This is a genomic window from Leucobacter faecis, assembly GCF_054456695.2.
Genome location: NZ_JBTJER020000007.1, coordinates 17,499 through 30,714 on the forward strand (window position 1 = coordinate 17,499; position 13,216 = coordinate 30,714).

At 62.9% G+C, this 13,216-nt stretch carries 10 protein-coding genes; 3 read left to right on the forward strand and 7 right to left on the reverse strand.

The window, feature by feature from the left end:
- Window positions 1-9: 9 nt before the first annotated feature.
- The 4 genes from ACXR2W_RS08975 to ACXR2W_RS08990 all read right to left on the reverse strand — a co-directional run bounded on the left by ACXR2W_RS08975 (window position 10) and on the right by ACXR2W_RS08990 (window position 6,341).
- On the reverse strand, window positions 10-3,216 hold the full coding sequence (locus ACXR2W_RS08975; RefSeq protein ID WP_458812751.1) for a DUF7927 domain-containing protein: 3,207 nt from the start codon (window positions 3,214-3,216) through the stop codon (window positions 10-12).
- Between the two features lie 329 nt (window positions 3,217-3,545).
- Entirely contained in the window at window positions 3,546-4,970 is a 1,425-nt protein-coding gene (glnA, locus tag ACXR2W_RS08980; RefSeq protein ID WP_458812753.1) for a type I glutamate--ammonia ligase, read from the reverse strand.
- Between the two features lie 157 nt (window positions 4,971-5,127).
- Complete coding sequence (locus tag ACXR2W_RS08985) at window positions 5,128-5,634, reverse strand: RDD family protein (RefSeq protein WP_458812755.1); 507 nt, start codon at window positions 5,632-5,634, stop codon at window positions 5,128-5,130.
- 14 nt (window positions 5,635-5,648) lie between these two features.
- Window positions 5,649-6,341: a DUF4191 domain-containing protein gene (locus tag ACXR2W_RS08990; protein WP_458812757.1), complete on the reverse strand. Its 693-nt coding sequence runs from the start codon at window positions 6,339-6,341 to the stop codon at window positions 5,649-5,651.
- Between the two features lie 159 nt (window positions 6,342-6,500).
- Here ACXR2W_RS08990 and ACXR2W_RS08995 point away from each other — a divergent pair, with 159 nt between their 5' ends.
- Window positions 6,501-6,932 (forward strand): hypothetical protein, encoded by a 432-nt coding sequence (locus tag ACXR2W_RS08995; RefSeq protein ID WP_458812759.1) that lies wholly within the window; start codon window positions 6,501-6,503, stop codon window positions 6,930-6,932.
- Between the two features lie 87 nt (window positions 6,933-7,019).
- Here ACXR2W_RS08995 and sucB read toward each other — a convergent pair whose 3' ends face one another.
- Window positions 7,020-8,771, reverse strand: coding sequence for a 2-oxoglutarate dehydrogenase, E2 component, dihydrolipoamide succinyltransferase (gene sucB, locus ACXR2W_RS09000; RefSeq protein ID WP_458812761.1), 1,752 nt, complete (start codon window positions 8,769-8,771; stop codon window positions 7,020-7,022).
- 37 nt (window positions 8,772-8,808) lie between these two features.
- Entirely contained in the window at window positions 8,809-10,182 is a 1,374-nt protein-coding gene (gene lpdA / locus ACXR2W_RS09005; RefSeq protein WP_458812763.1) for a dihydrolipoyl dehydrogenase, read from the reverse strand.
- A 137-nt stretch (window positions 10,183-10,319) separates the two neighbouring features.
- On the opposite strand from lpdA, the gene ACXR2W_RS09010 reads away from it, so the two are divergent.
- A complete protein-coding gene (locus tag ACXR2W_RS09010) occupies window positions 10,320-11,303 on the forward strand; it encodes a proteasome assembly chaperone family protein (protein ID WP_458812765.1) in 984 nt (327 codons plus the stop codon).
- Between the two features lie 191 nt (window positions 11,304-11,494).
- Entirely contained in the window at window positions 11,495-12,832 is a 1,338-nt protein-coding gene (locus ACXR2W_RS09015; RefSeq protein ID WP_458812767.1) for an RNA polymerase sigma factor, read from the forward strand.
- Between the two features lie 75 nt (window positions 12,833-12,907).
- Here ACXR2W_RS09015 and ACXR2W_RS09020 read toward each other — a convergent pair whose 3' ends face one another.
- Window positions 12,908-13,129: a DUF7455 domain-containing protein gene (locus tag ACXR2W_RS09020; RefSeq protein ID WP_458812900.1), complete on the reverse strand. Its 222-nt coding sequence runs from the start codon at window positions 13,127-13,129 to the stop codon at window positions 12,908-12,910.
- Between the last annotated feature and the right edge of the window lie 87 nt (window positions 13,130-13,216).

Genomic DNA, 13,216 nt, shown 5'->3' on the forward strand with positions numbered 1-13,216 from the left:
GTGACGGCGCTAACGCTGACGGCGACGAAGGACGATGAGCCCGATCCCTGCGGCGATGAGCAGCATTCCTCCGCCCCCGAGTATCACCGCGGCTGCCTGGGGGCCGCCTGTCACCGGCAGGTCATTCCGTGGCGGCTCGTTTCGCGGTGGGTCATTCCTCGGTGGAGCCGGGGTCGAGTGGCCCGTCGCGCAGGGCTTCTCTGCGCTCTCACCGCACGAGTCGGGCAGAAGCGGTGTGTCACCGTACGTCACCGTACCGAACACGGCGTTATCGACCGTGATTCCCCAGGCGTCTTGGTTCAGCCTGTAGGTGTACGTGAGCGTCGCCTCTGCACCCGCTGGGAGCGTCGGTGCAGTCCACGCGAGTTTATCGCCTGAGATTGCGTTCGGTCGGGCAACCGATTGTGCGCCCGAGACTCTTTCTTGGGGAATGCCGTCGAGCTGCGCATACGGTGTGACCTTCGCCAGTGTGTCAACCAACGAAATGCCCGTGAGCGGCACGTTGCCGGTGTTACGCACCGTCAGCGTGTACGTGATGGGGTTTCCTGCCGCCACCTCCGCCCCCGACTTTGGGTCGGAGTCTTTCGCCATGCTCCAGCCAGGCTTCGGGCCGTCGAGCTTCGTTTCGACCTCGTCGCACTGATCCGTGTCTGCCTCGATGCCCGCATTGACTTGGCAGTCGCCGGTCTCGGGGCGGGGCAAGCCCGTTGCCGTGACGATCGCGCGGTTTATGTGTGTGGCTGTTTCGAAGGCGCCGGCCGTGGGAATCACCGCGCTCAGGGTGAGGGTAGCGATGTCACCGCTGTTTAGCGTGCCTATCTCCCATGTACCGGCCTCGGCGTCGAACGTGCCGTGCGAAGGGGATTCGAGCTGTTGCGGTGAGGCGCTGCCCGTCGGGTACACATCCTTCACTTCGACCTGCTGCGCGGGGGCTTCGCCTGCGCTGAGCACCGTCACCTTCCACGTCACCCTGGCGGTCTTGCGGTCCGCTGCGTAGACCGGTTCGCCCAGCTGCTCCTTGTCGATCTTCAGAGCGGGTATCGCGCCCTCGATCTCCGTCTGCACCTCGTCACACTGATCTGTGTCGGTATCAAGACTCTGATTCACTTGGCAGTCACCCGTCTCTGAGCGCGGCAGATCCGTGGCGCTCACGATGGCCCGGTTGGTGTGTGTCACCCCCTCCGGTGTCGTGCCTGCTGGCACCACCGCGCTAAACGTGAGGCTTACCGTCGCCCCGGGGGCAAGGGTTCCGATGTCCCACACGCCACTGCCCGCGTCAAAGCCACCCTGCGTTGGCGGTTCGATTGTCGTGTGCTCGATGGCGCCTGCCGGGTATAGGTCTTTCATGACGGTGTTGAGCGCCTCCGCCGCCCCCGAGTTGTGCACCTCTACGCGCCACCTCACATCGGCGGAGCTGCGATCTGACGAGTAATCAGGCTCACCCACTTGGGTCTTGTCGACGTGTAGCCGTGGCCCGATGATGTCATCTGGCGACAGTTCGAGGGTGGTAGCGAACGTCTCGCTCGCCCAGTCATTGATGACGCGGGAGTTGCCCCAACTGCCCGTGTTGTCGTTCTTGTTGGCGACACTGGTGCCATCCCACTTGTGGTCCGTGCCGTTGCCCGCCGTGACCGTCTTGGTGAAACCGACCGATTGACGGCCAGCGATCTGTGAGAGCTGGCTGTCATCCCAGCTCACGGGTGTGACCTGATTGGTTTGCAGGTCTGTGATGATCACGCCGCCATTGGAGTGTTCAGCGTCGGCTCGAGTGAAATGAATGTAGCTCGCCCCGTCACCGGTCACCGTGACCTTGAGGTCTTTCGAGAACGGTACGACGGCACCGGTCGAATCCTTGCGGTCCCACTGCAGCACCTGTTTGTTGGTGCCAGGTGTGACCGTCACGCGCGTGGTGACGGCCGTGCCATCGTACCCATCGGCTTGACTGCCCTTCGCCCCGATCTTCACCACCAGGTCCATATCTTGTCCCGTGATGGTGCCGGTGAGCACGCCAGTACTGCGATTCAGGCTCATGTTTGAAAAGCTCGGGGCCACATAGGCGGGCTTCACCCAACCGTAGCCCGCAGCGTCGGCAGGTAGTGACGGGTGCGGCGGTTTGGTAAACATTTTGAACGGACGCAGATTGGGGCACTGGTTCTCGCCGACGCCGGTGCTCGCCGGCCCGCGATAAGCCGTGCCCTGCTTGCCGTTGAGCATCGTTTCGGGGGAGTTACGCATCGCCACAGATAAGGGGGCGCGCACGCACAGACCGTCGTCGGCCTTGTCGCTGTGCACCACGCCGAGGTTGTTCATGACAAATGTCGAGTGAATGCCGTTGTAATGCGGGGCAGACACCTTGTACTGCTTGCCGCCTTGATTGATCGCCCAGACATCGATGGGAGTGGCCCCCGGGCCCTCTGTGTTCTTCCAGTTCTGACCAATATTCAATTGCGAGGTCCACACACTCCCCGCCTTACCGGGCACGTAGATGTTCCACTTCAAGCGTGGGTCCAGCTCAGCGTGTTCGCGGTTATCGCTCGAGGTTCCGCCAATTATTCGGATCTTCCAGACACCTGCGTGCGCAGCGTCGATGCCCGTAAACGTTTGGCCCAACTGCTTGCCCGCCTCTTTCACGGCGGTAGCGGTGTGCGCCGTCGTCCCGTCTGGTCGAACGATCTCAACTTTTAAGGGTGTCAGATCGAAGCCTTTGATCTGTGGCCCTCCGTTGGCCGCGCTCACGCCCGGAGCCTGATAGCCATCGTCGGGCGTGACCAGATCCACCACCAGGTTGTCACCTGCCGCCACATAGGCCGCCCAGGTGCCCGTCTGCAGCGCTGTCCCGGCGATACTTGAACCAGAGTAATCCGTCTTAGGGGTGCCTGAATTTACCAGACCATACCCGATGATCCCGCCTGGGGAAAATACGTCTCGAGCGGCGTCAGTATCTTCGTCTTCGTCGGCATCGTTTTCACCGTCAGCTTTCGAGGTGCTTGCCGCTTCGTCGACTAGTTTCATGGACTCCTCGCGTGTCCCTTCATCGGTCGGGTTCGCATGTTCTTCGCCGCCGGATCCTGTGCTGGGATCGGTACCCGAGTCTGGCGTTTGAAGCTCGGAGTCATCTTGCGCCAGTTCCTCTTCGGCATCAGATGACGCACCTGCATCTGCAGCGACCAGCGGGGGCGGCGCGAACGCCATGGCGCCAGCTGGAACGCCACTCATGCACACCGCGGTTACCAGTGCGGTAAGCGCGCAAACTTTCAGTCTCACGGTTCCTCCTCATTGAGTGTTTGCCGCACGCTGCACGCCAAAAACTGCTGCGTACGCGCGATTCCCCTCAAGCATGAGCGGCCCCCGCTCTTCTCGGGGCGGTAAAACTACGAATGTGGATAGGTCATGAAAAATCGTGAAATCAGGTGCCTGTGGACGAGTCGATGTGTTTGCCGCTGTGACCCCACAAATGCAAAAACCCGCTGCGCTGGGTCGACCTTGGTGTGAACAAGGCGACCCCGCGCAGCGGGTGATCGGGCTGTGAAGCCAGCTAGAGGCTGTTAGATCCCGTAGTACATTTCAAACTCGTAGGGGTGCGGGCGCAGCGCCATCGGCATGATCTCGGTTTCACGCTTGAGCGTGACCCAGGTCTCGATCAGTTCTTCGGTGAACACGTCGCCCTCGAGCAAGAACTGGTGGTCGGCCTCAAGTGCGCGCAGGGCCTCTTCGAGCGATGCCGGCACCTGCGGAATGTTCTTGGCTTCCTCGGGGGGCAGCTCGTAGAGATCCTTGTCGATGGGATCCATCGGTTCAATGCGATTGCGAATTCCGTCGAGGCCCGCCATAAGCTGAGCAGCGAACGCCAGGTACGGGTTGCTCGATGCGTCGGGCGCGCGGAACTCGATGCGCTTCGCCTTCGGGTTCGATCCGGTGAGCGGAATACGCACAGCAGCCGAGCGGTTGCCCGCTGAGTATGCCAGGTTGATCGGAGCTTCGTAGCCCTTCACCAGGCGACGGTAGCTGTTGATCGTGGGGTTCGTGAACGCGAGCAGCGCGGGGGCGTGGTGCAGAATGCCGCCGATGTACCAGCGTGCGAGATCCGAGAGACCGGCATAGCCGTTCTCGTCATAGAACAGCGGCTCGCCGTCTTGCCACAGCGACATGTGAGTGTGCATGCCCGAGCCGTTGTCACCGAAGACGGGCTTGGGCATAAAGGTGGCGGTCTTGCCCCACAGGTCGGCCGTGTTCTTCACGATGTACTTGAACTTGAGCACGTCGTCGGCCGCGCACACCATGGTGTCGAAGCGGTAGTTAATCTCAGCCTGGCCGGGGGCGCCCACCTCGTGGTGTGCACGCTCGAGGTGCAGGCCAGCTTCGATGAGGCGCAGCGAGATATCGTCACGCAGGTCAGCCTGCTTATCGGTGGGGGAGACGGGAAAGTAGCCGCCCTTTTCGCGGGTCGTGTAACCGGGGTTGCCACCCTCCATCTTGCGGCCCGAGTTCCAGTGCGCCTCTTCTGAGTCGATCTCGTAGAAGGTGCGGCGGGGGGTCGTTTCGTAACGCACGGAGTCGAGAATGTAGAACTCGGCCTCGGGTGCAAAGAAAGCGGTGTCTGCGATGCCGGTCGATGCCAGGAATTGCTCGGCCTTTTTCGCGACCTGACGGGGGTCCTTCGAGTAGATCTCGCCCGTGCGAGGGTTGAAAATATCGCATACGACGATGAGGGTGCGCTCGGCACGGAACTGATCGATGTACATCGTCGTGGGGTCGGGGATCAGCTGCATGTCGGAGTCTGCCAGACCCGAGAACCCTGCGATCGATGAGCCGTCGAACATCTGGCCGATTTCAAAGAAATCGTGGTCTGCGGCCGAGGCGGGGATGTTGAAGTGGTGCTGCACACCCGGCAGGTCGGTGAAACGAATGTCGACGAACTTGACGTCCGTTTCCTTGATGAAGTCAATGACTTCCTGGGCACTCTTGAACATGCTGCTCCTCGTAGCTGGTGCATCGAACGGAATCGCTCGCTGCCTACCACCTTACGCGAACCGCGTTTCGTGGCCGTGAGTGGCATGTTTCATGAGTGTTACAAAAGAGTCCGGCGCAGGTTGGGTAACCTGCGCCGGACGGGGCAAAAGTGTTGCGCTAGTTTCGGTCGCCTGCGTTCGCTGAGGGACGGGCGGTCGAACGAAGCAAAATTGTGCCAGCGATCTTGTCGTGAAAGCCTCGCTGATCAGAGTCCCACACGAGTACAGGAATCGCGAGGCACAGCAACACGGTGCGTACGACGGGCCGCCACGGGCCAATCCATCCGCCGGCGATCGGAAGCACCCGCAAGCCCATGACGCGGTGGCCAATCGAGCCACCGATCGTGGGAATGAGCACGATCTGCATCACCGCAAAGATGAGCGGCTGCCACCACCACTGGGCATAGTAACCGCCCAAGAAAAGATATACGGGCACCGCCGCGATGGCCCAGTCGATGATGATTGCCACGACGCGACGGCCCAATCGTGCGACCGAGCGCTCGCCCGATTCGGGGAGGCCCAGGCGTTCACCCGGCCATTCACTCGGCTCGAGGTCACCAAACTTCTGCGGCTGCGGCTTACCCGCGTTCGCCCAGTGGGCGTCACTGCGCTTCTTCTGTGCCATGGATTAAGTCCCGCTTAGCGCGGGCGCTGGGAACGGATCTTGTTCGGATCCATCCCCTTGGGAATGCCGACGGGGGTCGCCTGCAGTGACGAGAGGCGGTTGTAGACCGCCGCGATCTCGTTGCGGTTGAGTGCGGGCTTGAGCTTCATGAGGCTCTTCGAGAGCTTGGCGAGCGGCACACCGTCACCATCGGGGCCCACGTAGAGATGCACGACGGTGACACCCTGCAGGGCCCGCTTCACCTTGCGTTCTTCGTCGGCCGCCATGCGCTGGGTGCGCTGACGCGATCCCTCTGAGATCAGCACGACGCCGCCGCGGCCAATGACGCGGTAGACAGCGTCTTGGTTACGGTTGATTGCCACGGGCACCTCTGAACCGCGCCACGAACGGCGCAGCGAGCTCTGCACAACCGCTCCGACAGCGCCAGGGCGCCCCTCGATCTGGTTGTAGGCGACCTTCTCTGCGCGGCGGCCCAGCACGATCATCACGAGCAAAATGCCCACGAGCACGCCCGTGAGCGGCCACAGCACCCAGCTGAACCAGCTGCCACCGGGGAGCAGCAGGGCGAGCAACACGGCCACCGCAACAGGGCCGAGGAAGCACGCGAGCAGCGCCAGCGGCAGGTTTCGATCGTGAACCTTTGTGGTCCGGTAGATCTCGATCATCTGCTTGATGCGACCGGTACGCTTCGCCTTCTTTTCTGCCATACCCTCTAGAATATCCTCTCTTACGGGCCCGGGTGCACACGGAGCACCCAGCGGGCCGCTGTTCGCTCACAGCGCCCAGTTTTCGCTCCGGATCGGCAAGTTATCCACATTCACCGGGTACCTCTTGCAGCGCCACGCGCACCCGACAAGAGTGGGAACATGTTCCAAGTACGCTTACGCAGAAGTAGCCGGTCGCCACCGCCCGAGACCCCTGGCGCGGGGGCGGCACTTGCCGAGCGTCTCGAACGATTCTGCGCCACCGCAATCTCGTACCGCGCAAGCGGAGCGTGCGCCGAACCGGGGCTGACACAGGCCAGGCACAGGTCGCTTGGACACGACACCGGGTGCCGCGCGCTCGGGGTGCCGCGCCGTTCGATTCAGATCACGCTGCAGCTGTGGGACACCGTGGGCGTTGCTGCGCTCCTGATGGAGGCCATTGACGAAGCGATCGAAGCGTTACAAGACGGGGGAGCCGTGTGGAGTGAGGAGCTCGCGCGGGAGTGTGTCGCATACGCGATCCGGCGCAGGATCACGCCAGAGCCAAAACCAGCGGGCTCGCCAGAGCCCGATTCAGAGCTCTCAGGGCGGTGAAACAGTGGTCCCGAAAGCGCTTGGGCCGCTACCCCTCGTAAGTGGTAGCGGCCCAAGCGGCGACAGCGCGTGCTGTCTATGGCGTGATTACATGCCGAGGTCGCCCTCGAAGTCGCCCGCCTCGAGACGCGTACGCATCTGTGAGAGGAACCGTGCTGCGTCGGCGCCGTCTACGATGCGGTGATCGTAGGAGAGCGCGAGGTACACGGTCGAGTGGATCGCGATGCTGTCGCCGTCGGGGCCCGAAACAACAACGGGCTTCTTGACGACCGCACCGGTGCCGAGAATGGCGACCTGGGGCAGGAACACGAGGGGCGTGTCAAACAGCGCGCCGCGCGATCCGGTGTTCGTGAGGGTGAACGTGCCGCCACCGAGCTCATCGGGAGTGAGCTTGTTGTCGCGCGTGCGCGCAGCAAGATCGGCGATGTCGCCCGAGATCTGAGCGAGGTTCTTCTCGCCCGCATCACGCAGCACCGGCGTGAGCAGGCCACGCTCGGTGTCAACCGCGATGCTGATGTTCTCGTGGTCGGGGTACACGATCGAGTCGCCGTCTACCGTCGCGTTGATGATCGGGTAGGTGCGCAGCGCTTCGGCCGCAGCGAGGGCGAAGAACGGCAGGAAGGAGAGCTTCGAGCCGGTCTTGGCGAGGAACTCGTCTTTCTTTGCCTGGCGCAGCTTAGCGATACGCGTGACATCGACCTCGACGACAGTCGTGAGCTGAGCGGTGCTCTGCAGTGACTGTACGGCGCGCTCCGAGATTACCTTGCGTAGGCGGCTCATCTTGGCCGTGGTGCCGCGCAGCGGCGAGACCTCAACGACGGCCTTCGCCTGGGCCGCTGCTGCCGGGGCGGCCTGAGCGGCGGGTGCTGCTGCCGCGAGCACGTCTTCCTTGCGGATACGGCCGCCGACGCCGGTGCCGGCGAGCGATGCGAGATCTACTCCGCGCTCGTTAGCGAGCTTGCGCACGATCGGCGTCACGTAGGTGGCGTTGCTTGCGTCAGCAGCGGGCGCCGGTACTGCGGCAGGTGTTGCTGTGGCAGCGGGAGCTGCCGCGGGAGCGGGAGCTGCGGCCGGTGCAGGTGCTGCCGGAGGAGCAGCCGCGGGTGCCGGTGCTGCCGGAGGAGCAGCCGCGGGTGCCGGTGCTGCCGGAGGAGCAGCCGCGGGAGCCGGTGCTGCTGCGGCGGGTGCTGCCGCCGGTGCGGCGGCGGGAGCTGCGGATGCTGCGGGTGCGCTCGAGCCGATGCGCGCGAGCACGCCGCCCACCTCGACGGTGTCGTCCTCTTGCACCATGATTGCCTGCACGATGCCCGCAACGGGCGAGGGTACCTCGGTGTCGACCTTGTCTGTCGAAACCTCAAGCAGCGGCTCGTCGACCTCGATCGAGTCGCCCACTTCCTTGAGCCAGCGCGTAACAGTACCCTCTGTGATGCTCTCGCCGAGCGACGGGAGTACTACGTCCTGGCCGTCGCCTGCGGGCGCTGCGGCAGGAGCGGCGGGCTCTGCCGCGGGCTCCGCGGGAGCCGCCGGCGCAGCAGCAGGTGCGGCTGCAGGTGCGGCAGCGTCCACGGGCGCTGCGGGAGCCGCGGCGGGTGCCGCAGCGCTTCCGTCGCCAATGCGTGCGAGCTCAGCGCCGACCTCTGCGGTTTCATCTTCGTCTACGAGAATCGCCTCGAGCACGCCCGCAAAGGGCGACGGGATCTCGGTGTCGACCTTGTCGGTCGAAACCTCGAGCAAGGGCTCGTCGACCTCGACGGTGTCGCCGACGTTCTTGAGCCAGCGGGTGACCGTACCCTCAGTGACGCTCTCACCCAGGGCGGGGAGCACAACTGATTCACTCATCGTGAATTTCTCCTTCGTTTGTAAAATTCTGGGCGAATTAGATCGCGTGCAGCGGCTTGCCGGCGAGCTTCAGCATCGCCTCGCCAATGGTCTCGTTCTGGGTGGGGTGGCCGTGGATCAGGGGAGCTACGTCCTCGGGGTATGCCTCCCAGTTCACGATCAGCTGTGCTTCACCAACGAGCTCGCCGACGCGCGCACCGATCATGTGCACACCGACGACGGGGCCGTCGATTACGCGCACGGCCTTGACCGTGCCCGCGGTGCCCAGAATCGAGCTCTTCGCGTTGCCCGCGAGGTTGTACTCGTAGGCCGCGACCTTGTCTGCGCCGTACTTCTCTTTAGCCTTCGCCTCGGTAAGGCCGACCGATGCGATCTCGGGGTCGCAGTAGGTGACCTTGGGAATGTTGACGTCGTCAACCACTACGGGGTTCAGGCCGGCGATCTCCTCGGCCACAAAAATGCCCTGCTGGTAGCCGCGGTGTGCCAGCTGCAGGCCGGGAACAATGTCGCCCACGGCGTAGACGCCGGGCACGTTCGTGGCGAGGCGCTCATTGGCGAGCACGAAGCCGCGATCCATTGACACGCCAACCTCTTCGAAGCCCATGCCCTGCGTCGAGGGGCCACGGCCCACAGCGACGAGCAGGTAATCAGCCGAAAGCACGGTGCCGTCTTCGAGGTTCACCGTTACGCTCGAAGCGTCCTGCGTGACCGACTGGAAACGCACGCCCAGCTTGAACGCGATGCCGCGCTTCTTGAAGGCGCGCTCGAGCTGCTTTGAGACCGACTCTTCTTCGTTCGGCACGAGATGCGGCAGGCCCTCAACGATCGTGACCTCAGCACCGAACGAGCGCCACACGCTCGCAAACTCAACGCCAATAACGCCGCCACCCAGAATGATGACCTTGCTGGGCACCTCGGTGAGCTCAAGGGCGTGCTCGCTCGTGATGACGCGGCCACCGATTTCGAGGCCGGGCAGTGAACGGGAGTATGAACCCGTCGCCAGTACGACGTTCTTACCAATGACACGGTCGGCGCCGACCTGCACAGTGTTCGGGGCAACGAGTTTGCCCTCGCCCTCAATCACCGTAATGCCGTTTGCCTTGAGCAGGCCCTGCAGGCCCTTGTGCTTGCCGGCCACGAGCGTCGTGCGGTAGTTATTGACCTTCGCGATATCGATCCCGGCGACGCTCGAGAGCACGCCGTACTTATCTCCGTCGCGTGCAACGTCGGCAACTTCTGCGGAGTGCAGCAGGGCCTTCGTCGGCACGCAGCCGCGGTGCAGGCAAGTGCCGCCGAGCTTATCTTTCTCGATGACTGCTGCGGTCATGCCCAGCTGAGTTGCACGGATCGCGGTGGCGTAGCCGGCGCTTCCTCCGCCCAAGACAACAATGTCAAACTGCTGATCGGCCAAGTGGGGTCTCCCTCGGTGTGTTCGCAATGTATGTGAGGCCCGGTAGGGGCGTACCCATCCACCCTACACCCCACTGTTTCGCTGCCAGCGTCACGCGTGCACACGCGTCGTGAGGCAAGGCTTCATAGGATGGTGATGTGAGCGATTCAATCTTTTCTGCAGAGCACGCCGAGCGCCGGGCGAGCGTACCTCGCGGCCTGCCCCTGATCGTGGCACTCCAGGGGCTCAGCGACGCTGGTGGCGCTATTTCACAGCTCGATGAGTATCTGTGGGAGCAGTGCCACCCCGAAGAGATTCTGCGTTTCAATGCCGACCTGCTACTCGATTACCGGGCTCGGCGCCCCATCATCACATTCGACAGTGACCATTTCACCGATTACAGCCCTGAGGAGCTCACGCTCAGCCTCGCGCGTGACGAGCTCGGCACCCCGTTTCTGCTGCTGAGTGGCTACGAGCCCGACTTTCGGTGGGAGCAATTCATCGACGCGGTGCTCATGCTGGTGCACGAATTCGAGGTTTCCATCACCACGTGGAGCCACGCGATTCCCATGCCTGTGCCGCACACTCGCCCGATCTCGATGACGGTGAGCGGCTCGCGCGAGGATCTCATCGAGGCGCGTTCGTCCTGGCGGCCGACCACCAAGTTGTCTGCCTCGGCCGCACACGTGCTTGAGTACCGACTGCACTCGCTGGGGGAGGAGGTCGCGGGTTTCGCGCTGCTCATTCCGCACTACCTCGCAAACACCGAGTACCCCGAGGCGCTCTATGCTGCGCTCGACGGCCTTATGGCCGCGACCGGCCTCATCTTCGCCACCGATGAGGTGCGCACGCGCGCACGCGCGTTTATGGAGCAGGTCGATGCCCAAATTTCAGAGAGCCATGAAACGGCAGAAATGGTGCACACGCTCGAGAAGCGCTACGACGCTTATATGGAGGATCAAGAGATTCGCTCACCGCTCGTGAGTGAGGACGGGTCACTGCCCACGGCAGAGCAGATCGCGAGCGAGCTCGAGCGATTTCTCGCTCAGCAGCACGGCTCGGGTGACTCTGGGTTCCATGATCCGGATCACCCCGAACCCGGCGACGACACCCCGGGTGGGGAGTCCGACAATAATCACTAGCGCGAAGGCTTACAGCTTCGAGGTTTTGGTCAGAATCTACACTCGAGGCATGCAATAATGGTAGGGCTAGCCCATCCAAGTTTGCGCTTACCCCTCGTATCGGGAATAAACCAGACTTGACATGGGTTTTCATGCTGTGAGCACTCGCCTTCGGCGACACAGCCCGAATTCAGACACAGAGAGGCGGCTGCGTGGCAACTGCATCCACCCCCAAGACTCGCTCGACCTCGGCCAAGACCGCGAAGTCGGCCGCTGAGGACGCCGCAGAGGTGAAGGACACCACCGAAGCGGCGCCGAAGGCTGCCGCGAAGAAGACCACCACGACTAAGGCTGCCGCGGCCAAGAAAACTACGGCGGCGAAGGCTACCGCTGCTAAGAAGCCTGCCACCAAGGCAGCGGCCGCGAAGGCTGAGGCTAAGCCCGCTGTAAAGAAGAAGACCACTTCGAGGAAGAAGTCGGCCGCCGACGAGATCGACTACGACGCACCAGACGTCGAAGAAGAGCAGGTCGAAACTAAGAAGTCCGCTTCAACCGTGATCGATCCGGTGCCCACCGGCGCGATCGTGCTGAAGGCGAGCGACGAAGAAGATGTTCCGACCATCACGACGGCCATTCCGGGTGCTACGGCTGACCCGGTTAAGGACTACCTGAAGCAGATCGGCAAGGTCGCGCTTCTCAACGCGGCCGAAGAGGTCGAGCTTGCTATGCGCATCGAGGCTGGCCTGTTTGCGTCCGAAAAGCTGTCGGTCGAAAAGAGCCTGCCCAAGAAGCTCGAGCGCGAGCTGAAGTGGGTCGCCCGCGACGGCCAGCGTGCCAAGAGCCACCTGCTCGGCGCCAACCTGCGCCTGGTGGTCTCGCTCGCAAAGCGTTACACCGGCCGAGGCATGCAGTTCCTTGACCTCATCCAAGAGGGCAACCTGGGCCTGATTCGCGCGGTCGAGAAGTTTGACTACACCAAGGGCTTCAAGTTCTCGACCTACGCCACCTGGTGGATTCGTCAGGCGATCACCCGCGCCATGGCTGACCAGGCGCGCACGATCCGTATTCCCGTGCACATGGTCGAGGTCATCAACAAGCTCGCTCGCGTGCAGCGCCAGATGCTGCAGGACCTGGGCCGCGAACCCACTCCTGAGGAGCTGAGCCGCGAGCTCGACATGACCCCCGAAAAGGTCATCGAGGTGCAGAAGTACGGCCGCGAGCCCATTTCGCTACACACGCCTCTGGGCGAGGACGGCGACAGTGAGTTCGGTGACCTGATTGAAGACACCGAGGCCGTCGTGCCGGCAGACGCTGTGGGCTTTACGATGCTCCAGCAGCAGCTCGAACAGCTGCTCGATTCGCTCTCCGAGCGTGAGGCCGGCGTGATCCGGATGCGCTTTGGCCTGGGTGACGGCATGCCGAAGACACTCGACCAGATTGGCGACACTTTTGGTGTGACGCGTGAGCGCATTCGCCAGATCGAGTCGAAGACGATGGCGAAGCTGCGCCACCCGTCACGGTCGCAGCAGCTGCGCGATTACCTCGAGTAAATCGGCAGACAACGACAACGCCCCGCGGGAGAAATCCCGCGGGGCGTTGTCGTTGGTGCGAAGCTGTCTAGAAGGCTAAGCGGTGAGCTTGTGTGACTCGTCGTGCCACACCTCGGCCATGGGCTTCAGCTTCGCCTCGTGCTTCGTGGCGTGGTGGGCGCAGAATAGCAGTTCGCTGCCGCTAAATACGACGCGCACGTAGGCCTGTGCCCCGCAGCTGTCGCAGCGGTCCAGCGCACTGAGTGGGCGATCCGCGGCCAAAATGTCTGTCTGGCGATCTTGCTCGATGGTCGACATCGTGTCCTCCCGTTGCTCGTCCATGTGTTACTTCCATCCAAGCACTCATCTTCGTGAACCGCGATTTTTGGGCGCACAGGTTCGCTG